The following is a 25,486-nucleotide window of genomic DNA, read 5'->3' on the forward strand; positions in this document are numbered from 1 at the left end:
GATGGACGTCAACAATACCCCATATTTTCTGTTGCGCGGCGCCGCCGACTTCGAGCAAGACAGCCTGGAACTGGCGTGGAATCCCAAAGCCCACGCGTTGACCTTGGCGCAAAACCAAGCTCTGCGTTTGCCGGTCTCCGACCCCGCCGCCGCGTTGCTCGCCTGGCGGAACGCCGAAGCGATGGCCGTGGACAGCTTCGGACAAATCGGCCGTTTGAGCGCGGACCGTAGCCGGGTGCAATTCGACAGCGGCCGCGGTTTTTTGAGTTTGCAAGACGGTGATTTGCGCGACGTGGCGGCCCCGGTCGGCGGTTTTACCGACCTGGCGTTCGCCGCGGTGTCCGTTCAGCCCGTTAGCGGTTACGGCCAGCCGGCCGGCGATGGACGATTGGCCTTACCGTTCAGCAACGGCACGGATAGTCATGGCTTGTTGCTGTTTCATTTGGCCAGACGCTGGCAAACGGCTTGTACCTGGAGTAGCCTGCCGGGCGAGGACGGCACCGAGCAACTGCCGCTTAGGGCTTGCATAGACGCGGAAAACCGGATATGGCTGATTTCCGCCAGCCGCTTGATGCTGTGTGCCGGCGAGCCCCTGCCATTACCTTACAGCCCGCAAGCCGTGCGTTTCGAACCCTTGCAAACCAACCCGCATCCGCTGCAGCGTTTGTGGCAGCAAAACCTGCCGGCCGGCTGGCAGGCCTTGGCAATCTGCTGCGATTTACAACAGCTCTATGTGCTGTGCCACGACGGCGCCGGTAGCCAAAGCGTGTTGGCCCGGGCACTGGCCGAACGCGGCGACGCGCCGTTTTCCGTCTATGCCTGCCCGGCAGAACTGCCGTTCGCGGTGGATTTGGCTTTGGCCGGCGATTCCAGCCTGCCGGTCGCTGACGGCGTGCGCTTGGCGGCCTTGGCGCCGCAAGCGGCCGGGGATCCCGATTTCGTTCAGCGCGATTGTCCGGTGTTGAGTCTGCATTGGGACAGTCAAGCCGAAACCGGTAGCGCCCGTCTGGTACGGGAGCGCTTTCCGATGTTGTCGCAACGGTTCGCCCGGTTCGTGGCCAGCGCCGACGGACAGTTGCGTTATCAAGCCCGAAGCGATGCCAGCAACCCGGCTAGCCCGCCCTTGGCGCGCGAACTGCACGCCTTGCGCAGACCGCAATATTTTGGCGAAGGCAGCGCGGTGATCGGCCCGTCGCTTGACCAGCAGCGTTTGTTTGACTCGTTGCAAGTCGACACTCACTGGCACCGTTTATATTTGGATGCCTGCATCCCGTCCGGTTGCGCGATAGGCATCGAAGTGCGCGCATTCGCCGACGGCGACGGACCGCGTCCGGCTTTCATCGAGCAAGCCGCGCCGGTATTGAATCCCATGTCATCCGAATTGCCGTTCGGGACAGGTTTGGCCGATGCACAGGCCGGTGGCGGCTTATACGAAATTTTGCTGCAGCGGCGGGATGGCCCGGTACGGCAGCTGCGTGGCCGTTATCTGGAAATCCGGGTCAGCTTGCGCGGCGACGGCCGCAGCTCGCCGGCCGTGCATGCGCTTAGGCTTTATTACCCGCGCTTTTGCTACCAGGAAAACTACCTACCGGAATATCTGCGCCAAGAATGGGCGCCGGACGCCAACCAAGGCCTGGGGCCGGCCAACGGTGCGGATTTGCGCGAACGCTTGCTGGCGGCTTTCGAAGGCGTGCTAACCCCGCTGGAAGGCCGCATCGCCGCCGCCGAACAGCTGGTCCATCCGGACGCCGCGCCGGCCGAACATCTACCCTGGTTGGCGGAAGCCCTGGGCGGGCAATGGCCGGCCCATTGGCCGGAAAGCCGTCAGCGTCGCTGGCTGGGCGATTTGACCTTGGTGCAGCAGTACAAAGGCACGTTGGCGGCCGTCAATCTAGCCTTGGATATTGCCAGCGACGGCGGGGTGCAGCGCGGTGAAATCGTGGTAATGGAAAACTTCCGGCTGCGCCGCACCATGGCGACCATTTTAGGCATCGATATGGATGACGCCGAACATCCCTTGACCTTGGGTACCGGGATGAGCGGCAACAGCATCGTCGGCGACAGTTTGATATTGTCCGAGCTGGACGCCAAAGAATTCATCGCTTTGTTCGCGCCGGAACTGGCCAGCGCCGAGGAAGCCGCCGCGGTCAAGGCCTTCTTCGAGCAATACGCCCATCAGCTCAGCGTGTTGCTGCACGGCCGGGCGGTCAAGCTGCGCAGCAATGTGGAGGCGGTGCTGGCCGAACAGTTGCCGGGACATTTGCAATACAAAATCATCGAAACCGAACGGCCGTTCGTGTTGGGTATCTCGCCGCTGCTGGGCGTGGATACCTTCGTCGAAACCGCCCAGCCGGCCAAACGGGTGACCTTGGACGACACTTATCTCGGCCGGGAGGGTGTGTTGAAAAACCCGGCGGCGTTTTCTCCGGAGGACATCAATGCGACGGCACACTAATTTCGCCCACCACTTTAGCGCGGCTGGCAGCCAGCCGTTTGCGGAGGCCGTATGGACACCTTAGACGATTTCAGCACGCTGCAGCAGGACGCCAGCCTATCGGAACCTTTGCGGCGGGTGGCTTACGAAGCCGGCATGATGCTGGGCTTGGAAGCCACCCGCGACGAGCAGGCTTACCATCGCCGCCGCTTGAGCCGGCAGCAGTATTGGCTGCACGGCTACGGCACCTTGGCCGGCATGGCGGTATCGTCGCAAATCGGCCCGCCGCCGACAGGTTCTTTGACCCCGGTGATTCGCTTGCTGGTTAGTCCCGGCATGGGTATAGACGGCTTGGGGCGCGAGGTGCTGATCAACGAGCATTACTGCGTCAGTTTGGGCGATTGGCTGCTGGCGCAGAGCGTCAGCGATTTGAGCGAAGGTTACGACGACGACCAAAACCAGCTATGGCTGAAAGTGTGCGTCAGGCAAAAAGATTGTCCGGTTGCTCAACAGCCGGTGCTGGCGCGCAAGCTGAATCTGAGTACCGACGCGGTGCAGCCCAGCCGGACCTCGGACAGCGTGCGGCTGGAACTGATTCCGGAATTGCCGCCGGCCCAAGCTGCCGAAGCGTTCGCACCCTGGGCGGTACATCCGCCGGTGGCGGACGCTTTGCCGACCCTTCTGGCCGCCGAACAAGCCTTGCTGCAAGACGTACAAACCAATAGCCCGCAGGATGCGCCGCAGCTGGAACTGCACGCCCGCTTGCTGCACGCCTTGGACAACAGCGGCGTCGATCCCGGCTTGATGGCGGAAGAATTGGAAGCCGGGGCACGTTTGCTGCTGGCGCGTATCCGTTTGAGCATCGCCGATTTGACTGCAATCGATTTGGCGGCCTTGGCGGCCGATGCGACGGCGATATCCATTAACAATCTGGTCAGGCCGTTTCTGGTCACGGCCAGTCAATTGGCTTGGCTGGCTCGCCAGCCGTAAGCTAAGGAGCTCGCTATGGCGGAAATTGCATTTCAACCCTTAGGCAATCCAATCGCGGCCGGCGTCAACGTCAACGACTTGAGCGTGGCCGACATCGATCCGCGCCTGACCCGCACCCATTATTTCGACGGCCGCCTGCTAACCGCCGAGGACCTGACCCGCGACCAAGTGTATCTGGACCAGCGTTTACGCGAATTGGGCAAGGTGCTGGGCAGCGGGGTGGTGTCCGGACTGGCCTTGCGTTTGGATCCTTTGACCGGGATGTTGACGCTGGAGCCGGGTTTGGCGGTCACGCAAGCCGGGCGGATGTTGGAATTGAGCACCCGCCTGACTGCCAATTTGCGCGACTCCGCCTTGCTGGCCGGCTTGAACAGCGGGGTGTTCGGCATGCTGAGCCGCGGCCTTTATGCCGTGGTCTTACGCTATATAGACGTCGGTACCGACATCGCCGAGGTGTTTCCGCGCGATTTGGGCGACAAACGCGGCGCGCAATATGCGTTGATCACCGACTCGGTGCAAATGGGGCTGGTACCGTTGCCGATTCCGCTGCCGCAGCAAAGCCCGCTGCAAATCCGCGCCAGGCTGATGCGTGAATTGCTGGGCGACGACAGCTTACACGGATTGTTGCCGGAAGACGCCGTGGCATTGGGCCTGGTGGCGATTCAAGACGGCGCTCCTCGCTGGCTGGACGCCGAACTGGCGCGTCACCCCTTGCGGGCGGAACCCGGGGTAGACAGCTTGCAACGCGATTTGGCGCGGATGTACGAAGGCTTGCTCAGCGATATTTTGACCAACCGCAGGGCCGGCGGTTTGACCGGGGATTTTCACGCCAGCGATTATTTTTCGCTGCTGCCGCCGGTCGGCAGTTTGCCCAAGGAAGCGCTGGATCCGGTGGCCGGAAGGCAGAGTTATTTTCCGGAAAATTATCAAGTGTCCATCGCCCCGTTACGCCAATCCGACCTGGAGCTGATCAAAGCCGAATCGTTGGCCTTGCCGCCCATCGATTTGAGCAACGGCGAGCCGGTAAACGTGGTGGTGCTGGTGCCGTTGTCCAACCTGGATTACGGCCATTACGCCGCGCAACTGGAGCGCGGTTTCGATCCGCAGATTCGCGCCTTGCCGCAACTGGATTTATTGAAATTGAAACTGTATCCGGTGCAACCGGTACACGCCGCGCCGGGCGACAGTCCGGTATGGGATGCGATTTGGCAACGGTTAGGCGACGCGATGCCGGTTTACGTCCGTCGTCCCAGCCGTGCCGCGGAAACCGCGATCAGCGGCATCGTGCTGGCTTTGGGAACGGCATTGCCCACGCTGCCGGAACCGAATGCCGGCCCCGCCGATGCCGGCGGCTTGATAGAAGACGAAGACAGCGTGTTTTTGCGCAGGGTCAATTTCACTATGCTGGCCGAAGCGCGTCCGCCGCTGAACGAGAGCGAAGAAACGGCGCTCAACGCCTTGCTCACCTCCAGCGCGGCTGCCGACGCCGCGGCCGTCGGTACGGCACTGCGGATTTTATTGGCGGTGGAACGGATTTACGATTCGGCCATCTGGCAAACCCTGCAGCAATTGGCACAAGCTAATAATCTGGCGGCGTTTTTGACCGCTTGGCAGGGCAAACCGGCCGAGCAAAGCAGCGGCGAGTTCGTGGTTGCCAACGGCGCCGGCCTGGGCTTGAATGCGGCTTTGCTGGAATTGTGGGCCTCGTTTCAATGAACCTTATCATCAAGCGGCAACGGGAGGCGGATATGGCAACGATATGGGTGAATCGACCGGCGGCCAGTTCCCGCGTATTGCAGCAAGTGCATATGTTTGCCGGCCGGCATTTGGGCGAAGAGGAATTCGACCGGGCGCAAGCCTACGCCGATGCGCGCTTGTCGCATGTGTTGCAAGGCAAAGCGGCCGGCATAGTGCACGGCCTGGATTTGCAATTCGGTCCCAGCGGTGCGGCCGAATCGGGGTTTAGCGTCAGCGCCGGTTTGGCTTTGGCCGGCAACGGCCACGCCTTGAGTTTGTATTACCCCTTGCGGGCCGAATGGCGCGAGTTGATAGCCCAATATTTAGCCGAGAGCGGTGCCTCCAACGCGGTAGGCGTGTATTACCTGTTGTTAAAGCGCTTGGACGGCCGAATCGACGCGCCGGGAGTAGATCCTTGCCAACGTACCGAACTGGATCCGACCCGCGACGTGCGCCGGGTGTTGGCCGGCAGCTTGGGCTTGCAACGCTTGACGATCAGCGCGGACGCCAGCGACAACCGGCCGCAAGAGCAGGTGGAAAACTGGCTGGCGGCGGACAGAGTCGATGCCGGCTTTTTGGCCAATTTAGGCGACGCGGTGCCCTTGGCATTGCTGGCGATAGAAAACGTACCCCCCGCTGAAGTGCCGGCCGGCGCAGCGCCGGCAGCCCGATTCAGGTTGAAATGGTTATCGCAAGCCGCAGGCCGTTACGAGGCGTTGCCCAATAGCGGTTACCGGGTGCTGTTGAATCAAACCGGTGCGGCGATGCGGCGCGTCATGCAAGCCGCGTTGGCGCCGGAAAATGTTGCGACGCCACTGGCGCAATTTCTGCAGGACAATTTACATCTGGATTTTTTGCCGGCTACCGGGCAATTACCGTTGGACTGGCTGCAAAACCCGGCTGCGCTGGCGCCAAGTTTGTTATGGCTGCCCGCTCACTTAGGGGTGGACATGGTGCCGGTGCCGGAGGAAGCGGTGCCGGAACTCCTGAACCGGCACATCGCCCGGCGGGTCATCGATTTGCGCCGGCCGGCCGGCGACAAGATACGCCTGTTGCTGGCGGTCAACGAGCCGGATTACCGCCACGATTTGCTGGACATTCCGCCGACCGATGCCAAGTTGCAAAGCGACGTTTTCCGCTTTTACATGCGCGCTTACGAGGCGTGGCGCAGTTGGCGGCAGCAATTCGACGTATTGTATTTCGTCGACTCGTCCAGCTTGGCGCCGTTGCCGGCCGACCCGGGCGACGTGTTGCCGGAAACCGAGGAACCGGCGGCCGAGGTCGAGCACCGGGTACTTGATGTCACTCAGTTTCGGAATCTGGACTTGCCCAAGCCGGAATTGCCGCCGGTCACGCCGGAGAGCGTTTATCAAGCCTTGATAAACCGCGGGCCGCGCAACGACGACAGCAGCATTCCTTACCCCTACAGCAACGGGGTGCCGGCCTTGCCGGTGTTCTACGATAACTGGCTGGTACATCCGGACGACGAGGGCTTGCCCGCCCACCCGCCGGAAATAGCCGAGCCGGCCGGCGACGGCTTGGTGGTGCAATATGCGGTGGCCTTGGTGGAGTTGGAGTCGATCGAAAACCAAATCCGCGCAATCCGCAGCCGGGTCGAGAAAACCCGCGATTTTCTGTTGTTGCAACGTCAGCAATTGGATTCGCAAACCGTGGCTTTGGCGGCTTTGGCCGGCGGGGTGGCCGGCGACGGCACCGGCTTGCAGGTGGCGCGCTGGTTGCCTTACGCCAGTTTGTCCGCCACTACTATTCCGAAAACCGAGACTCCGTCTGCATCCGCCGCGGTTCAGCCGGTGGTATCCACAGCGGTCAAGCCAATGTTTGCCTCCGTCTCCGCCGGCTTGTTCAATAGCGGCGGTGCCGTTGCAGCGCCTAGGGCCACAGCCACCAGCGCGCTGAGCGCCAATTTGTTGAATACCGCGCTGGCCTCGACCTCTTCGGTATCCAAATCCGGATTTTTATTGAACAGCAGGCCGGAAACGTTCTCGGCTTTCGAGCTGGGTATCAATAAAACCCGCTTGGACCAATTGGCCCGCATCACCAAGGAAGCGGTCACCACGCCGGCATTCGAAGCCAAGGAATACCGCTTCAGCGTGATCGACCATATCAACCCGGAGATCAACGAATACGCCAAGTCCTATTACGGCATGAAGGAATTGGTGGCGACTTTGACCGATTTGTTCGATGCTACCGACGCGTCGACCTTGCGCCGGCAAATGGTCAAAATCGGCGAAGTGGAAGGCGGCGATTCGCAGGCCAACGATCCCTTCAACCGGCCGAATAAGATAGAAGCGCCGGAGGTATTGGACGCCTTGGCGGCCAAAGCGGCCACCAATCCGACAAACAATCAGCTGGATCCCGGCCAATACAGCTTGTTGAAAGTGCAGTACCGTTACCATGCCCTGTTCAAGGCCGGCAAAATTCTGACCCAATGGATTTCGCTGTTCGAAAACCGATACAACGCCATCGAGCGCAAGTTGCAAGGCAAATTGCGCGAGCAGGCCAATAAGCTGGCGCAAATCGACAAGTTGGCCGGGCAAATTCGGGTGGCGAGGGAGACTTTGGAAAGCATGGATCGTTTCCGCATCGAGCAGTTGGGCGATTACGGCGTCGCGCAACGCTTGCTCGACGAAGACTGGCGCAAGGTTTGGGCCCGTAACAACGATAGGACCCGGATTTTAACCACCGGCTTGCGCGGTTTGTATTACGTGCGGGTACGCGGCACGCCGGTTAGTGCCGCCTTGGCCGATCCGTTGGATCTGCGCTACGGCAGCAGTCAAGACATCGTACCGGGTTGCGATTGGGACGAAGAAGTGGATTTGCCGGCGGCGTTGGATCCGTTTCTGGCGGCGGTGTGCGAAATTCCGATGGACGATTGGGCCAGCCTGAAAGGCTTGCAACCTAAATTACCGCCGTTCCAGCAATTCGATTATTTAGGGCAGCTGCGTCAGGCGCGTTTCCGGGCCCGGCCTAGCTTGCTACTGACGCCGGCCAATAGCGACACCTTGCAGGCCCGCTTGCAAACCGTACATCTGCAGACCCAGATCGTCATGCAACAGTGGTCGGCGTTCGCGCTGCCGGTTTTCGACGTCAGCAGTCTGCAAACCCAAGCGGCCGCCGCCAAGATTTTATCGTTGGAGGACTTGGCAACCGGCAGCGGACCTTTACGCAAACAAGCCCAGGATTTGCGCGATCAGCTGGAGCATTGCCAGTTTTGCTTGCTGGAAAAACTGAATGTGTTGCCGCCGTCGTTGCGCCTGCAGTGGGGCCAGTTAGCCGAAGACGATCGGATTCGGGTCGAAGACGTATCCTGGTGGCCAGGCATGGACCGGGCCGAAGCCGAAGATTTCAATGCGGTGCGTACCGTATCCGAGTTGATTGCCTGGTGGTTCCGGCAACTGGCCGGCGATGCTTCGGCGGCCGGACGCAGCGCGATGCGCAATATGATACGCGCGGTGTTGATCCACGCTTCGCTGGGCGATCCGCAGGAAATCGTGCGCGGCAACGTGCACGTGCCGCCGCGCACCGCCAGTATAGGGGAGCGCTTGCAAGTCAAACTGAACCGGGCGCCGCAGCCCGGCACGCGCTTGCAGCTGTTGGATACTCAACAGCAAGTGGTGGCGGTGTTGGCGGTCGAGGACCATACCCCGCAAAGTACCCGGGTCAAAATCGTCGACATGCTGCAGCCGGGCGTCAGCATCAATACCCGGTTTAGCGTAGTCGCAAATAAATTGACGCAACAGCGTTTGTAGCGGCCATGGCCAGTTTGACCGGCGATACGACCGTTATCCATCGGTTAACCATCAAAGCCGAACGCGCGTGTCAGACCAAGGCCGCGGCGGTCCGGGCGCAATTGCAAGGCGGCGATTGGCCGCAAGCCGGGCGCGGTGAATGGGTGTTTATCCGCAGGCTGCACGCCAAAGCGACAGCCCGGCAATTGCCCGGCCGATTGTTGCAGGAAACCCGCGCCGTCATGCAAAGCGGCGATAGCGGGCTGGTGGTGCGATTCGCCAATCTGGCCGAACTGCTGGCTGCGTTGGCGCTAGACCTGTCGACCGGAAGCGCGGAGATACCGTGGTATTGGCGGCGCTGGCAGCATTGGTTTGCTCTGCCGCAGGGTCGCCGTTTTGCCGCCTTAGCGAGCGACCACCCGGACGAGTTAGCGGCCGTAACCTCAGCCTTGGCCCGTAGCGACGCTTTAACCGGCGTCTGGCAAAGTATTGCACCGGCGCAAGCCGGCAATCTGGTTGTAGCGTTAGCCGCCAGAGCCGGCGTGCGTTTGCTGCCGACGGTGCCCGCAACAGGTAGTACGGACGTCGATCGGACCAGCGGTTCGGCGCCGGCCGGCGGTGATCCGGAATCATGGGTTCCGGCTCAAGCAATACCGTTGCAGGTGCCGCAGGCTCTGTTGGCCCGCTGGCAGCCTATCGTTGCCGCTTTGCCGGCCGACGACGCCAGAACGCGCTTGGCTGCGCTTTTGCTTGCGCTGGAGGCCGCGCCTTTGAGGCTGCATACCAATCCGGAAGCTTGCATCGCCGGCATCGTACAGGTTTTGACGGGTGCGACAGCGAGGCATGCGTCGTCGCGTAGCCAGTCGCATCCTTTAGCGCCGGCTACTAGGCAGGATGCATTGGCTGGCGAGGCGCCGATACCGGAGCAGCCGGCTTCTCGCCGGTTAAACGACGGCGAAACCGGCTGGCAACGCGCATCCGTCAGTAAACAACGAGACGAGGTAGGCCCTCGGCCGCCGACGCCGAGCAATCCCACTCACCGCCCGGCCACTAACGTTCGGCCGAGCGCACAGGCCGACGATGTTGGTGCCGTAGCGAATCGACAGCCGGCTAACGATACTCCCGAGCAAGGCGCAGAGGATAATAGTCTCGATGCGCTTGCGGAAAGCGAAGCACCCGCTATGCTGCCCGATTGCGACAGCTTTAGCACCGAGCAAGGCGGTCTGCTGTATTTGTTGAATATGTTGAATCGGCCGGAAATGCGCCGCTTGATGCTGGCGCATGCCGAAAGCCTGCCCAACGCCTGGATTTGGTTGTACCGCCTGGGGCAGCAACTGGATTTGCGGGACGACGATCCCTTGATCGATTACATCGCAGTGCAATTAGGCTGCCGCAGCCGGGCCGAACTTGCGCGTTTGCCGCCGTTGCCGGACAGTGCCCAAGTCCTGGATTTGGCCTGGCGCTGGTACGGTAAAGCCGAGGTTTGGCATCCGGCGTTGCTGCACTTGCCGGCGCAGATTTATTACACATCCAGCCATCTCGACCTGTATGCGGCGATGTCCGCGATACGGTTACCGGTGCGCTTGGCGGGACTGGACGTCGATCCCGGCTGGTTGCCCTGGCTGGGTAAGGTGGTCGCTTTTCATTATGACTAAAAAAACCAAAGCGCCCACCGACTTGATCGGACTGCACGCCTATCAGCGTCAACCCTTGGCCGCCTTGGTGCGGGTCGGTTTGGCGGACTATTGGCGGCGTATGATGCCGGGCGACGCGGAGTTGGCCGATCAACTGACCGCTCAAGCCGCCAGGCAGCTCAACCTAGAGGCCGTACCGGCCTGGGAGGCTTTGCGCGATGCCGCCACCGCGCAATTGAAGGCTTTGCCCGGCACGTTCGGACGTTGGCTGGCGGAGCAGCGCATCAGCTTAACCGACGCTTTTCTGCTGGCTTTGGTCGGCAGCGCCGAAACCGATTATCTGGTCACGTTAACCTTGAGCGAGTTGCAAGCGCCCAACCCGGGTAACCGGCTGGCGGTGCATCTGGCCTTGAACATTTTAGAGGAGTTATTCGGCGGTCCTGCCTGGGATGCGCTGGATATTCACGCGATGCCGTTGGTGCGTCGGCAGGTATTGATCTTGGACGGTTCCGGACCTTTATCCTTACGGCAACTGCGGGTGGAACCGGCGCTATGGTCGGTAATGTGCGCGCGGCCGGCGATTTGGCCGGGCTGTACACCCATTGCTTTGAGCGAGCGGGCCTTGTTGCCGGAACGCATCCGCCGGCAACTGCCGCACTTGGCGACTTTGCTGGCCAAAGGCAATGTGCGGGGTTTGGCGATTCGCGGCAACAGCGGTAGCGGGCGGCGGGCCTTGGCGGCCGAACTGGCCGAGTTGTTGGGCTTGCATGCGATAGAAGTTCCGGCGGATGTCTGGCAACAGCAAGCGGCCTTACCCTTGGCCTGCAAGCTGGCCGGCTGGCTGCCGGTGATCAAATTGCAAGTGCCGGCCGGAGAAAGTTGGCCGATGCCGGCTATAGAACCGGAGATTCCGCATACCGTGGTGTTAGGCATGACCGATGCGGTGTCAGGATCGGATTTGCTGGAGATAGAGCTCGGTGTGCCGGATTATGCCGAGCGGGCCGAGCTATGGGGACGTTATCTGAAACAGCCGGAATTGGCGCAACGCGCGGCCAGTGCCTTGTTGAGCGGGCCGACCATAGAAAAAGTCGCCGGCAACGCGGTGCTGCGAGCCAAGCAGCAAAAAGCCAAATTGAGTTTCGAACACATCGCCGCCGCCCGCCGCGACTTGGGCGCCGAACGCCTGCGTTTGCTGGCCGAACCGGTGCGGCGGCGGGTGGAGCGGCAGGCGGTGGTGTTTCCGCCTTTGGTGGAGCAATATTTAAACGATTTCATCGCTCGCGCCCATAGCCGCGAATCGTTGTGGGAAGCCTTGGGGGCTACCTTGCAAGCCTCGCACAATGCCGGCCTCCGAGCCTTGTTCGTCGGCGATAGCGGCACCGGCAAGACCTTGGCGGCCAGTTACGTGGCCACGGCGGTCGGTGCACCCTTGTATCGGGTGGATTTGGCGGCGATCATGAACAAATACGTCGGCGAATCCGAAAAGAATCTTGGCACCTTGCTGGATTTGGCGGCGGCGGCCGATGCGATCCTGTTGTTCGACGAAGCCGATTCCTTGTTCGGCAAGCGCACCGACGCGCAGCACAGCGGCGAGCGCTACGCCAACATGCTGACCAATTTTTTGCTGACCAGGATAGAAAATCATTCCGGCATCACCATCTTGACCACCAACAGCCGCGAACGTATAGACAACGCCTTTACCCGGCGCTTGGACGCCATCGTGGAATTTCCGTTGCCGGGTTTTCAGGAACGTTTCGATTTGTGGCGCAGCCATTTGGGTGAGCGTAGTCCCGGCGAGGATTTGTGCCGTACCTTAGCCAGTTATTGCGACATCAGTGGCGGACAAATCCGCAACGTAGTGTTGACCGCAGCCGGTTGCAGCCCGCCGCAACAACCTATCGGGGTCGAACCTTTGATGTTCGCCCTGCAGCGCGAATATCAAAAATTGGGCCGCAATCCGCCGGCACAATTAAAACAATTGAGGAGTTAGCGTATGGCCACTTTAGCGTCCACACTCCGTAAGAAAAAAGCCCGCCGCAAAAGCAGTCCGCCCCCGTCAGCCGGCGAAGAAAAAAAACAGCGCAAGCCGGCGTATCTGAAGCGCAAGATGGCGGTTAGTCAGCCTAGCGACCCGGAAGAGAAAGAAGCCGACAAAGTCGCCAAGGAAGTGTCCCGCGCCGGTAAATCCGGCGGCGAGGAAGAGGCCAAGGAAGACAAAAAAATGATTTCCAGCAAGCCGGTGCCCAGCGCCCAGCGCTTAATGCGCCGGGTCAACCGCGCCGCCGCTCAGCAAAACGAGGAAAAACAACAGGAACCAGCGGCTAAACGCGTGCGACGTTCGGTGGAAACCGAGGACAAGGAAGAGCAGCCGGTGCAACGGCTGTTTCGTAAAGGCAAAGAAGACATGGAACAGGCCGCCCGCCGACTACGCAGAGCCGCCCAACCGGCACAAGCGGAGCAGGAGACCAAGCCCGCCGCGGCGGCCAAATTAAGGCGCAGTGCCGATAAAGCCGGCGAGGAGCAGCAGGAGGTTAAAGCACAAGCCCGTTTATTCCGGGCCGAGGCGGAAGCGGAGGAACAGCAAGCGGCTGAAACCGGCGCGGGCGGCCAAGACGGCGTCGAGCAGGAAATCGAGCAACGCATCGAGAATACCCGCGGCAAAGGCGATCCCTTGCCGGAAGCGGTGCGCAAGGACATGGAGCAGCAATTTGGCCAGGATTTTTCCGCGGTCGTCATCCACAACGACGCCGAAGCGGCCGAGTTGTGCAAAAACCTGAACGCCCGCGCCTTCACCGTCGGCGACGACATTTATTTTGCCCCAGGCGAATTCGCCCCGGAAACCGAGTCGGGACGGGATTTGCTGGCGCACGAGTTGACCCACACGCTGCAGCAGGGGATGCAGGTGTCGCGGAAAATTTACAGGGCAGATAAAGGAAAAACAGCTACTAGTACCGGCAAAGCTGGCGGAAAATCTAAAGCTGCAGCAGCCGTCGCTGCTCCGGCGGATGAAGATCATTTCGACATCAACCAATCAGGACTGACGATAAAAGTAGACCTGGATCCTACCGGAAAAGTGGTTACGTTCGACAAATTACCCATGCCTCCCTTCAAAGTGCCATTCCACACCGGCACAATTACTATGAAGCGAGAATCTCGTGATGAGTCGCAAGACAGCAACAAGCAACGAGAGACATGGATGACCGCCAATAGTAGTCAGGCCATACAAGCGAAAGTAGCTGAAAAAGTTAAAGCCCTTACTGGAGATAGTGCAAACACGCAACAAAGTTATGTATTGAAACAGAAGCCAGCCGGTTATAACCAACAGGAACAACGATATGTAGGTAACCAGCCGGCGTTATCGCAAGCGCTTACTATCCCCAGTTGGGATAGAGCCGGTAAAGGCAAATGGTTTCAAGTAGATCATAAGCAAGAGTCACAGCTTGGCGGTCCGGATGGCGCAAACAATTTATGGTTACTTAACCAAGCGACCAATAAAAACAGCGGTTTTTCTATAAGGCGTAATCTTCGATCCATGGCTGCTAGAGTAGGTGAGCTAGAAAATGCCTCGGCTCGCGCGAAGGGACGTAAGGTTAGACCGGGTCTTGGTAACGCGGATACCATCATGGCTAACTGGACTATGAAGTTCAATTCCGGCGTTCCCGATTCCACCTTTAATCCTGGTACGTTGCCACCACACTATATATGGGAATCAAATGAAATTGTTGCAGGTCAGCATTTAGCCATAAAAGGCGTTCAACTTATTGCGGAAGATCCGAAATCTCTGGGCAATGAACAGCAAGTAATGTTGTTTCCGTTCGAAGGCGGAGGGATAGGCAAGAAATTCGCCAATAAGTCTGCGCCGGTGGGCGATGAAAAAAAATGGTGGGCAGTGTCGCCTTGGCAAGTGACTTCCAAAACTTTTTTAACTAAGCCCGAAGAAGCCGAGTCCGCACAATTTGGATCGTTGGAGTTGCAGCTTCCTTCCAATCGAGTTACGGAACCTCACACCGGAAAAGTGTCGATTACCCGAATTCCCGGTGCACAATATGCGGGAACACTGTCTATGGGAGATTTGATTCGCGCTCTTGGAGAGAAATTTGAGGCTAAACAATTTTGTCCGATACGTATCGATTCTCTTAGCTCGGGTCCTAACGGAATTGAAGCGCACGGGGAGGTCTTACCGACGTTACCGATTTTTAGCGGTGCAAATCTCGAATTCGAGATTGCAGAAGGTGGCTTCCGAGTTTATCGCGCATTCAGTTCGGATGACATCAAATTACCGCGTCCATTAAAAGTTAATGAAAGTACGCTTACAGTGGGGGTAAGCAGCAAAGACGGTTTGGTAGTTGAAGGCCAAGTTAACTTTGAAATTGAAAGAATGGGGCAAGGTTTCTTAGGCGCCGCGGTATCCACTGGCGAAGGGTTTGCACTTGAGGGCGGATTTGATTTTGACAGTAATCTGTTTGATCGGGCTCATATCGATGCGTCATATAAAAATGAAGAATTCTCGGTGTCCGGCGATATCGGTATCGATTCGCCCGATAAAATTAAGGGCATTAAGGCTGCGAGTGTTCATGTAGAGTATCAAACCGGCAAATTCAAGGCCGACGGCTCTGTGCAACCGGATATACCCGGTGTGCAGCAAGCGGATTTAACGATTGATTACACAGAGGAAGCTGGATTGACAGTTGGCGGCAATTTAGAGCTTACCGCTAATCCCGCCATACGCTCCGGATCGATCGCCGTCAAAGTCAATAAAAAAGGCGACGTGTGGAAAGTTTCCGCCACCGGTAGCGCCCAACCGGCGATTCCCGGCGTCGATAGCCAATTGACGGTCAGTTACGACGACGGCGCGTTTACTGCCGAATTCAGTGGCGCTTATAAACGCGGCATGTTGACGGCGCAAGTCACGGTCGGCGCCAGCAACCGGGCGGTCGGCGAAGACGGCAAGCCCAGCGGGGAGCCTTTGCCGGACGGCGCCTTGAACGTTTACGGCAGCGGTTCGGCCACCATCAAAATCGCACCTTGGCTGCAAGGCACAGCGGGAATTCGCTTCGACCCCAACGGTGAGGTGACGGTATCAGGAGAAATCGGTATCCCCAACAATGTAGAAATTTTTGCCCGCAAAGAACTGGAAAAATCGTTGTTCAGCGCCTCGGTGAAAGTGCCTATCGTACCGGGCATCGTCGCCGAAGTGGGCGGGGGCTTGTCCGCCAAAGCGGGTATCGGCCCCGGCGTGATAGACCAATTGCGCCTCGGCATAGAATACAACCCGGCCCACGAGGAAAATACCCATGTTACCGGCGACGCCCATTTGAAAGTGCCGGCGGACGCCGGATTGCGCTTGTCGGCGCGGGCCGGTATCGGTGTAGGTATTACCGGCGTCAGCGTGACCGGCGGCTTGGAAATCGGCGGCACCTTAGGCATAGAGGGTGCAGCGGAAGCCGGTGTGCACATCGATTGGACCCCGGCTACCGGTTTGGATTTAACGGCCAATCTGTCGATACACGCGCAACCGAACTTTACTTTCGACGTGTCCGGCTATGTGGAGGTCGAGGCGTTATTTTTCACCGTGTACGAAAACCGCTGGCAGTTGGCGTCTTACCAATTCGGCTCCGGTTATCAATTCGGTATCAGTTTGCCGATTCATTACCACGAAGGCCAGCCGTTCGATATTTCCCTGGACGACGTACAATTTCAGGTGCCGGACATTTCGGTCAGTGACGTCGTTTACGGTTTAATTGAAAGGATAGTGTGATGAATCAAGTGTTGGACTTGTTGAAGGAAGGCGTGTTGGCGCATAGCGCCGGCGACTTGGCGGAAGCCGCTCGTTTGTACGGCGAGGTGCTGGAGCTGGAGCCGGATAATGCCAGCGCTCACAATAACGTCGGCTTCGTGATGGCGCAGCGCCGGCAATGGCAGGAAGCGTTGGTGCATTTGCGCACCGCATTACGCTTGAATCCGGACATGTCCATGGCGCACTGCAATATCGGTCAGGTGTTGCTGAATACCGGCCAAGCCGGGGAAGGATTAGCCCACTTGGAGCAGGCTGTCGCTTGCGACCCGGAAAACGTGACTGCTTGGGACAATTTAGCCCGTATTCGGGTATTGTTGGGCGATTTTCAAGGCGGCGAGTATGCGGCGATACGCGCCTTGAAATTAAAACCGGACGATGCGCATTTACATACTCGCTTAGGCATCGCGGTGGCGGCGCAAAACCGTTTGCCGGAAGCCATAGCGTGTTATCAGCGCGCGCTCGAACTCGACCGGTTTTATGCGGAAGCCTGGGCGCAGTTGGGGATTACCCTGTTTTTAAACAATGACTTGGGTAGCGCTCGACAGACTTTGGAAACTGCGTTATCGCTTAGGCCGGATGATAATAATGCGTTACGCCATTTGGCATTGGTCGCGTTAAGTTCAGGGCAACGCGACCAAGCGCTCGATTTGTTCCAACAACTCTTGGATCGCGATCCGGAAGATCAGGCTTCGCGTCTGGATTTGGCAGTCATTTATTTATCCGCCAGACAAACCGAAGCGGCGGCTGAGCAATTAAACGGGATTTCCGGTGCGGTCAGAGATTCCAATAAATTCAAGTTTTATCAGGCGTTGACACTGCAGCAAGCCGGCGAGAACGAACAAGCTAAAACCTTGTTATGGCAACTTGCGGAATTGACCGACGATAGTTATGGGGAAAAAGCCCGGCAACTATTGTTGGTCGCTTGAGTTTTGCCGAAAAATTTATCTAAATTTGACGGCAATTTGCCCGCAAAAATTAACACGAACCTTGCAAGATTTGCTTAGAGGTTCATACTTTTTAGCGAGCACTACTGCGGTGTTAAACCCGGAAACATTCTAACGAATGCGGAAGGGCGTTGACGGGTGGAACAACTAAGCGGCAACGCGTGTCCTGCCCGAGAATCAACTGGAAGAGGCAATTACTACGCAAAGAGCGGGTACGGAAAGCGTCGGATTAGTACATAGTGACGTTTCGAGCGTAAGGTTCACACTTTATCTCGTTTTTTGAGCACGATTGGCTTTAACGATATGATAGGTCTTGGTTAGTGCGGTCTCACAGTAAAGTTCAGATGATTCGGAGGATTAAAGACCCCGTCAACGGCATCGGCGGTAGGCCGGTGGGCATGCGAAACTGCGACGTATGTTGTAAGTCCTCCACCGGCGTGCTCGCTGTTTTTTTACTCAGTTATTTTTCTAGCCAGCTCTGCAGCGTAACCGGTATAGCTATGCGGGGTTAAAGTCATCAACTCCGCTTTTGCCGGTTCCGGAATCTGTAATTTTTCTACGAACGCTCTCATGCCGTCGCCGGTCACGCTCTGGCCGCGGGTCAATTCCTTTAATTTCTCGTAAGGTTTTTCGATGCCGTAACGCCGCATTACGGTTTGAATCGGTTCTGCCAACACTTCCCAGTTCATATCCAAATCTTGATCCAGTGCCGCCGGATTCAATTCCAGCTTGGAGATGCCTTTCAAGCTGGATTGGATGGCAATGCTGGTGTGAGCGATGCCGACGCCGATGTTGCGCAACACAGTCGAATCGGTCAGGTCGCGCTGCCAACGCGACACCGGCAATTTGTCGGCCAGAAAGCTGAAAATCGCGTTGGCCAAGCCGAGATTGCCTTCCGAGTTTTCGAAATCGATCGGGTTGACCTTGTGCGGCATGGTCGAGGAGCCGACTTCGCCGGCCACGGTTTTTTGCTTGAAATAACCCAGCGAGATATAGCCCCAAACGTCGCGGTCGAAATCCAGCAGGATGGTGTTGAAGCGCGACAGGGCGTGGAAAAACTCCGCCATGTAGTCGTGCGGCTCGATCTGGATCGTGTAAGGGTTGAACGTCAGGCCCAGCGACTCGACGAAGTGTTGCGCGAACTGCGGCCAATCCACTTCCGGATAGGCCACGCTGTGGGCGTTGTAATTGCCGACCGCGCCGTTGATCTTGCCCAGCAGTTCGACCTGGGCGAGTTGTTGGCGCTGGCGTTGCATGCGCGCCACCACATTGGCCATTTCTTTACCGACCGTGGTCGGTGTGGCCGACTGGCCGTGGGTGCGCGACAGCATCGGTTGTTCGGCGCTGTCCAATGCCAGTTTTTTGATGGCATCTATCGTGGCGTCGATCTCGGCCAGCACCAGGCCGCGGCCTTCCTTCAGCATCAAGGCATACGACAGGTTGTTGATGTCTTCCGAGGTGCAGGCGAAATGGAAGAACTCGTTGATTGCGTGCAGTTCGGCGTTGCCTTTGACTTTTTCCTTCAAGAAGTACTCGACCGCCTTGACGTCGTGGTTGGTGGTCTTCTCGATGTCCTTGATGGCCTGGGCGTCGGCTTCGGAAAAATCGCTGACGATTTTATTCAGCACATTGCAGGCTTCGGCGGACAATGCAGGCACTTCGGCGATCTTGGCTTCGGCAGCCAGGGCTTGCAGCCAGCGCACTTCCACTTCGACCCGGTAACGGATCAATCCGAATTCGCTGAAGATGGGGCGCAAGGCGTCGACTTTGCCGGCGTAGCGGCCGTCGATGGGGGAGATGGAGGTGAGTTCTGAATGGCTCATGTGCGTGGTTCCTGAATATAAAACTAAAACGGGTAGCCGTTGGCGGTGGCTTTAAATTTGGCCGCCGGGGCGTGAAATGGGTTGAAACTGGCCGTCGAAACAATTACTGCAAGTACCCGGAAAAGCTTCGATCAAACGGCGGCGCATGTCAACATCGTCTTGGAATACCGTCATCCAGACGGACCAGAAGCCTCGTTGTATTGTCATTTCGACAATCTCGGTTCTACGTTCCTCGGTGTCGAAGGCTGCCAGTTGTGACTTTCGCTTAGCGGCATTTTGCCAAGCTTGTTGCCGATGCAGCCAGCGTTTGTCTTTGCTGGTAGGAGTTTGTTGGCCGGAAATTTGGCTATCAGGATGTTTATTCAAGCCCAGCGCTAGCCAAGTTGCTTCGATCTTTCGATTAATTGAATCGGTATGGATTTTATTCGGCAATACTCTGCCTTGTGAGTCGTAATTAAAGGCCATAAAGGTATTGTCGCTGTCGGGCCAAAGATAATCTTCTAAGTTCAATTGACCATGACCTTTGCCGGAATTGCAGTTGCCGCAGGCTAACAAAAAATTGTTCCAACTAAATTTAGTTTCCGGGTATTCATTTTTCGGTTTTTTATGTTCGACATGAATGCCGCTGGCAATCCATCGTTCGCAATATGAACAATATTCGCCTAGCCGTTCTATTAACGGCTGTTGAGCTCTTTCATAGGGATTTATTTCGCCTAGGTCTGTTCCTTTTTCAATCGGACGCATGGCTATTTATCTTTTGAAGCTAATACGGAATCGCGTTCGAATTTTAATTGTGCTGCGAATGCCGGATCATCGCTGAAAGGAATGGATAATTCGTCTAATTTTGACCGTAACTGCATGACTTCCATATCCGATTCGTTTTTTACTTCGTGCAATTTTCGATAGTAGGCTTCGGCAGCGTCCATCATGTCCAGATAGCGTTTGCTCTTTTGCGGAATTTCGACATGTTGCTGCTCTTCGGCAATATCTTCGATACTTTCGCTTTCAATCGCAATCGGCTGGGCTTTTTCCAAGTCCCAAAGTAAACAATCTTCACGTCCATACAGCGACTGGATAATAAATGGCGAATGGCTGCTGGCGACGAATTGGACTTTGGGAAAGGTATTCAATAAACGGCCAACGACTTCCCGCTGCCATTTCGGGTGCAAATGCAGGTCGATTTCATCGATCAGCACGATGCCTTCGGTTTGTTTGATGACGTCGGCTTCCAGTTGCGGATTCAGCGTCGCCATGCGGTAGGCGATGTCGGCGACCATGCCTATCATGTTGCGGTAGCCGTCGCTGAGGAGGTGGAATGGAATGGTTTGGGTTTTTCCCAGAATTTCCGTTTCAATCAGGATTTCGTCCCAATCGATGTCCCACCACGCTTGTTTGCCTCCTGGAATCATCTCAACAATGGCAATACGGACAGCCTCCAAAACATGGCGTGTTTCATTTTTCTGTAGTGCTGCCAACTCTTGAGTTTTAAACCACCGAAATAATATTTTCAAATTCGACTCGGAATTTAGACAATCTCGGTAACCGAGCAAACGAGAGCCGGGGCTTAGTGTTTTTATTTGTTTTTCTTCTTCATTAATTAATTTCCATAATCGACCTGTTCCATAATATGAAATTATCGGTAACCTAGTGTTCTCATTGTCAATTTTTAATTGCAATGCATAAAACGGAAGGTCCATCGGTATTTTATTTTCATTGAAAAAGCTAGATTTATTCGTCAATTTTGAATTAAGTGGATTAGAAATACTATCTATAGAAATAGTTATAAGGATAGAGGTTGGTGATGTAGTTTCTTTTATGGCGGTTTGGCCAGAAGTTAACAATTTGTAGTGAACATCAGAAGTGTCAATGGTTGGATTCGAATTTTCTCCCTGTTTTTCACTAATTAATACTCCAGAAAAATCTGGAAGATTATGCAAAAAAGGCACAAGGGATTTTCTCAGTGCATCCAAAACAGCCGTTTTGCCACTGCCATTATCACCAATAAGCAAAGTAAATCGGTTAGATAAATTTATTTCATATCTTTCAAAACAACGAAAACCTTCTAGTTGTAAATTAGTAATTCTCATTATCTTTTCTCTCAATTATCCCGCCACCTAAACACACCTCGCCCAAGTAAAACACCACCGATTGTCCCGGTGTGATTGCCCGTTGCGGTTGGGCGAAGCGGACTTTGACGCGGCTGCCGCTATCAATCGGTTCGACGATGCAATCTTGGTCGGGTTGGCGGTAGCGGGTTTTTGCGGCGCAACGCAGTGTTTCATTTAAAGGATGGCTGCCGCACCAGTCTAGTTGACCGGCTTCCAACGTGTTGTGCAGCATCAACGGGTGGTCGTGGCCCTGGCCGACGATCAAAACGTTGTTGTCCAGATCTTTGTCCAGCACAAACCAAGGTTCATCAGGCGCATCTTTTACGCCGCCTATGCCAAGGCCTTGACGCTGGCCAAGGGTGTAATACATCAAGCCGTGGTGTTTGCCGATATATTTGCCTTCCGGGGTGCGCATTTCGCCGGGTTGGTGGGGCAGGTAGCGTTGCAGGAATTCCTTGAATTTGCGTTCGCCGATGAAGCAGATGCCGGTGCTGTCTTTCTTGCTGCTGTTGGCGAAGCCGGCCCTGTCGGCCATGGCGCGAATTTCCGGTTTGTGCAGATGGCCGATGGGGAACAAGGTTTTCGACAAGGCTTTCTGGCCCATCGCGTATAGAAAGTAGCTTTGTTCCTTGTTGGGATCGAGACCTTTCAGTAGTTCGAACTCGCCGTCCCGTTCGCGGACGCGGGCGTAGTGGCCGGTGGCGATGTACTCGGCGCCAAGATCTTCGATCGCATAGTTTAGAAACGCGTTGAATTTGACGTGTTTGTTACAAAGTATGTCGGGATTTGGGGTGCGACCGGCCTTGAATTCCGACAAAAAGACCTCGAACACTTCGTCCCAATATTCGGCGGCAAAGTTGACGGTCTTCAGTTCGATGCCGAGTTTGTCGCAAACTTGCTGGGCGTCGGCCAAATCCTGCATCGCCGTGCAGTATTCGGTGCCGTCGTCCTCTTCCCAGTTTTTCATGAATAAACCGGTAACTTTGTGGCCTTGTTCTTGCAATAGTAATGCGGTGACTGAAGAATCGACGCCGCCGGACATGCCGACGATGATGTGTTTTGTCATGCTAAATCGAGAAAATTTCCGATTATGGTAAGTGGATAACGTTGACCTTTTAGGTACTGGTCTAAACTGATTTGGACTAAAGGGCTGCGTAACCGATGTTTTCGCATGTTAACTTCTTCCAAAGTTAACCAATGTGTAGCGATGATGTCGGAGTCTAGCGTTAGTTGTTCGGTTAATTGCGTGACGATTCCGGTGAAACAAAAGCGTAAAAAGGTCGGCGCATTTGAAGTTTTTCGCCAAAGCTGCACCCCAACCAATGCACTAGGCTCGAACTGCCATGCAGTTTCTTCTAAAACTTCGCGTTTGATTGCGGCAATCAAGTCTTCGCCGGGCTCTATATGTCCCGCTGGTTGATTGAACGCAACGCCCTGTTCCGTGGTCTCTTCAACCATCAAGTATCGGCCGTTTTTTTCGATTACGGCGGCGACCGTAACGTGAGGTTTCCAAGCCATTACCGATTAAAATGCAGTAAAAGCCGAACATTTTACGCGAATTGTTTTTTACTTGTGTAGTCATTGAAATTTGGCATTGAAGGCGCTATGTTAGAGCTGAACCCTAGAGAGACGCACCGAAACCATGACTGACTTCGATCCTTTAAAAGACTCTGATGGCGATATTGTCGTGCAAACTGCGAAACCGCAGTTGAAAAGACCGCCGTTGTACAAAGTCATTTTGCTCAACGACGATTTCACGCCTATGGATTTTGTAGTTCAGATACTCACCGATTTTTTTAGTATGAGTCAGGAGCGAGCCACGCAAGTTATGCTGCAGGTTCATACCCAAGGCGTAGGAGTATGTGGGACTTATACAAAGGATGTCGCCGAAACCAAAGTATATATTGTTAATGAATTTTCCAGGGAGCATCATCATCCGTTGATGTGCACTATGGAAGAAGCGTGAGAGGTAAGCCATGTTAAGCAAAGAACTTGAAGTTACGTTAAATGCCGCTTTTACCAACGCTCACGCGAAACGGCATGAATTTATTACTGTTGAGCATTTATTGTTGGCCTTGTTGGACAATGTAACGACCATTCCGATCCTTATCGCCTGTGGTTGTAATGTCAATGCCCTGAGGAGCGAGCTGACCCGATTTATAGATGAAACGATTTCGCTGATTCCGGAGGGTATACAACGAGAAACCCAGCCGACATTGGGGTTTCAACGAGTGTTGCAGCGTGCGGTATTTCATGTGCAAGCGTCCGATAAAAAGGAAGTGACTGGTGCGAATTTGTTTGTAGCATTATTTAGCGAACAGGATTCGCATGCGGTTTATTTGCTGAATAAACAAGACATTACCCGATTGGATGTTGTGAATTATTTGGCTCATGGGGTTTCTAAAATCGAGCAACAACCCAAAGCCGAGCATAACGAAGAAACCGAGAATGAGCGTGGTGGCATGGGTGAAAGCCTATCCAGTCCGCTCGAAAAATACGCTACCAACCTTAACGAAGAGGCTTTGAAAGGCAATATTGATCCGTTAATCGGCAGGGAGTTGGAAGTTGAAAGAACTATCCAAGTGTTGTGTCGCAGACGTAAAAACAATCCATTATTGGTTGGCGAAGCCGGCGTTGGTAAAACTGCTATCGCCGAAGGACTTGCTAAGCGGATCGTTGAAGAACAAGTACCGGAGATACTTTTAAATAATGTCATTTATTCGCTGGACATGGGGGCCTTGGTGGCCGGCACGAAGTATCGGGGGGATTTCGAAAAGCGGCTTAAAGCACTGGTAGCTCAGCTTAAAAAAGAACCCAACTCGATTTTGTTCATTGACGAAATCCACACCATTATTGGTGCCGGGTCTGCTTCCGGCGGAGTCATGGATGCGTCTAATTTGATTAAGCCTGTGCTGGCGTCGGGTCAATTACGTTGTATTGGCTCGACGACCTATCAGGAGTATCGAGGGATTTTCGAAAAAGATCATGCCTTGGCTAGACGCTTTCAAAAAATCGATGTAGTTGAGCCCTCGGTAGAAGATACTGTCAAGATATTGAAGGGACTGAAGACTCGATTCGAAGAGCATCATGGCTTGAAATACACGCAAGAAGCGTTAAGGGCCGCTGTCGAGCTGTCGGAGAGGTATATATCGGATCGGCATTTGCCGGATAAAGCTATCGACGTGATCGACGAAGCCGGCGCACGGCAACGCCTGTTTTCTCCATCCGAACGTAAAGAAGTGATAGATGCTTCTGAGATCGAAGAAATCATTGCCAAAATCGCGCGAGTACCTCCCCAGTCGGTTTCGTCTAGCGATAAGGATAAGCTGAGCAGTTTGGAGAAGAACCTGAAAATGTTGGTGTTTGGCCAAGACGAGGCCATAGCCGAAGTTGCTTCGGCCATCAAATTGTCTAGGGCTGGATTGCGAGATACCACAAAAACTATAGGTTCATTTTTGTTCGCTGGTCCTACCGGTGTTGGCAAAACTGAAGTCACTAAACAGCTGGCAAAGGTGTTGGGGATAGAGTTGATCCGTTTCGATATGTCCGAATATATGGAGCGTCATACCGTCTCTCGTCTAATTGGAGCGCCTCCGGGATATGTTGGCTTTGATCAAGGAGGCTTACTCACCGAGGCGGTAACCAAACATCCTCATTCCGTGCTGTTGTTAGATGAATTGGAAAAAGCGCATCCCGATGTTTTCAACTTGCTGTTGCAAGTGATGGATCACGGTACATTAACAGACAACAACGGACGTAAAGCGGATTTTAGAAACGTCATTCTAATCATGACAACAAACGCGGGAGCAACCGAAAGTAGTCGAGCATCGATAGGATTTACTCAGCAAAATCATGCGACCGATAGTATGAAGGTAATAGAGCGCACCTTTTCTCCGGAATTCCGAAACAGACTCGATGCAATAGTACAGTTCAAGGCTTTGGATGCCTACGTAATCGGTAGCGTGGTGGATAAATTTATTTTCGAACTCGAAGCGGTGTTGGCGGACAAAAACGTCACCTTAACATTGGAGCCCGACGCACGAATTTGGCTCGCAGAACATGGCTACGACGAGAAAATGGGGGCAAGGCCTATGGCGAGGTTGATCCAAGAAAAAGTGAAAAAACCGTTAGCGGAGGATTTGTTATTCGGCCGCCTAGTCAATGGCGGTCACGTACGAATCTATATAGAAAACGATCAATTGTCTTTCAATATTCAAAGTAAGCAGCTTGTCGTTTCTGAGCTCAACCAAATTGTATGATGAATCAGCGC

General features: G+C 55.4%; 15 protein-coding genes. 10 read left to right on the forward strand and 5 right to left on the reverse strand.

Going from position 1 to position 25,486, the window contains the following annotated elements; genetic code table 11:
* Position 1 precedes the first annotated feature (1 nt).
* The 8 genes from AB0A83_RS10020 to AB0A83_RS10055 are packed head-to-tail and all read left to right on the forward strand — an operon-like array spanning position 2 to position 17,267.
* On the forward strand, positions 2 to 2,455 hold the full coding sequence (locus tag AB0A83_RS10020; RefSeq protein ID WP_367156134.1) for a phage tail protein I: 2,454 nt from the start codon (positions 2 to 4) through the stop codon (positions 2,453 to 2,455).
* Between the two features lie 51 nt (positions 2,456 to 2,506).
* Positions 2,507 to 3,424: a hypothetical protein gene (locus tag AB0A83_RS10025; protein ID WP_150048153.1), complete on the forward strand. Its 918-nt coding sequence runs from the start codon at positions 2,507 to 2,509 to the stop codon at positions 3,422 to 3,424.
* 15 nt (positions 3,425 to 3,439) lie between these two features.
* Positions 3,440 to 5,140 carry a hypothetical protein gene (locus AB0A83_RS10030; protein WP_150048154.1) on the forward strand — a complete coding sequence of 567 codons (1,701 nt, stop codon included), beginning with the start codon at positions 3,440 to 3,442 and terminating at the stop codon, positions 5,138 to 5,140.
* A gap of 32 nt (positions 5,141 to 5,172) precedes the next feature.
* Positions 5,173 to 8,931 (forward strand): hypothetical protein, encoded by a 3,759-nt coding sequence (locus tag AB0A83_RS10035; protein ID WP_367156135.1) that lies wholly within the window; start codon positions 5,173 to 5,175, stop codon positions 8,929 to 8,931.
* A gap of 5 nt (positions 8,932 to 8,936) precedes the next feature.
* Positions 8,937 to 10,565: a hypothetical protein gene (locus AB0A83_RS10040; RefSeq protein WP_367156136.1), complete on the forward strand. Its 1,629-nt coding sequence runs from the start codon at positions 8,937 to 8,939 to the stop codon at positions 10,563 to 10,565.
* The gene (locus AB0A83_RS10045) at positions 10,558 to 12,534 is read left to right on the forward strand and encodes an ATP-binding protein (protein ID WP_190303303.1); all 1,977 of its coding nucleotides are present in this window, start codon (positions 10,558 to 10,560) and stop codon (positions 12,532 to 12,534) included. The genes AB0A83_RS10040 and AB0A83_RS10045 overlap by 8 nt, the downstream gene beginning before the upstream one ends.
* 3 nt (positions 12,535 to 12,537) lie before the next feature.
* Positions 12,538 to 16,302, forward strand: coding sequence for a DUF4157 domain-containing protein (locus tag AB0A83_RS10050; RefSeq protein ID WP_367156137.1), 3,765 nt, complete (start codon positions 12,538 to 12,540; stop codon positions 16,300 to 16,302).
* Positions 16,302 to 17,267, forward strand: coding sequence for a tetratricopeptide repeat protein (locus AB0A83_RS10055; RefSeq protein WP_150048159.1), 966 nt, complete (start codon positions 16,302 to 16,304; stop codon positions 17,265 to 17,267). The genes AB0A83_RS10050 and AB0A83_RS10055 overlap by 1 nt, the downstream gene beginning before the upstream one ends.
* Positions 17,268 to 17,737: 470 nt before the next feature.
* Here AB0A83_RS10055 and purB read toward each other — a convergent pair whose 3' ends face one another.
* The 5 genes from purB to AB0A83_RS10080 are packed head-to-tail and all read right to left on the reverse strand — an operon-like array spanning position 17,738 to position 22,734.
* Complete coding sequence (gene purB, locus AB0A83_RS10060; RefSeq protein WP_367156138.1) at positions 17,738 to 19,108, reverse strand: adenylosuccinate lyase; 1,371 nt, start codon at positions 19,106 to 19,108, stop codon at positions 17,738 to 17,740.
* 51 nt (positions 19,109 to 19,159) lie between these two features.
* Positions 19,160 to 19,852, reverse strand: a complete 693-nt coding sequence (locus tag AB0A83_RS10065) for an HNH endonuclease (protein WP_367156139.1) — start codon at positions 19,850 to 19,852, stop codon at positions 19,160 to 19,162.
* A gap of 2 nt (positions 19,853 to 19,854) precedes the next feature.
* The gene (locus tag AB0A83_RS10070) at positions 19,855 to 21,195 is read right to left on the reverse strand and encodes an AAA family ATPase (protein WP_367156140.1); all 1,341 of its coding nucleotides are present in this window, start codon (positions 21,193 to 21,195) and stop codon (positions 19,855 to 19,857) included.
* Positions 21,182 to 22,282 (reverse strand): tRNA 2-thiouridine(34) synthase MnmA, encoded by a 1,101-nt coding sequence (gene mnmA / locus AB0A83_RS10075; RefSeq protein ID WP_367156141.1) that lies wholly within the window; start codon positions 22,280 to 22,282, stop codon positions 21,182 to 21,184. The genes AB0A83_RS10070 and mnmA overlap by 14 nt, the downstream gene beginning before the upstream one ends.
* The gene (locus AB0A83_RS10080; protein WP_150048164.1) at positions 22,279 to 22,734 is read right to left on the reverse strand and encodes an NUDIX hydrolase; all 456 of its coding nucleotides are present in this window, start codon (positions 22,732 to 22,734) and stop codon (positions 22,279 to 22,281) included. The genes mnmA and AB0A83_RS10080 overlap by 4 nt, the downstream gene beginning before the upstream one ends.
* A gap of 124 nt (positions 22,735 to 22,858) precedes the next feature.
* On the opposite strand from AB0A83_RS10080, the gene clpS reads away from it, so the two are divergent.
* Entirely contained in the window at positions 22,859 to 23,182 is a 324-nt protein-coding gene (gene clpS, locus AB0A83_RS10085) for an ATP-dependent Clp protease adapter ClpS (protein ID WP_150048165.1), read from the forward strand.
* A 10-nt stretch (positions 23,183 to 23,192) separates the two neighbouring features.
* Positions 23,193 to 25,475: an ATP-dependent Clp protease ATP-binding subunit ClpA gene (gene clpA, locus AB0A83_RS10090; RefSeq protein WP_150048166.1), complete on the forward strand. Its 2,283-nt coding sequence runs from the start codon at positions 23,193 to 23,195 to the stop codon at positions 25,473 to 25,475.
* The last annotated feature ends 11 nt before the right edge of the window (positions 25,476 to 25,486 follow it).

The sequence above is a fragment of the Methylomonas sp. HYX-M1 genome (assembly GCF_040741385.1).
In the GTDB taxonomy this organism is placed as follows: domain Bacteria; phylum Pseudomonadota; class Gammaproteobacteria; order Methylococcales; family Methylomonadaceae; genus Methylomonas; species Methylomonas rhizoryzae.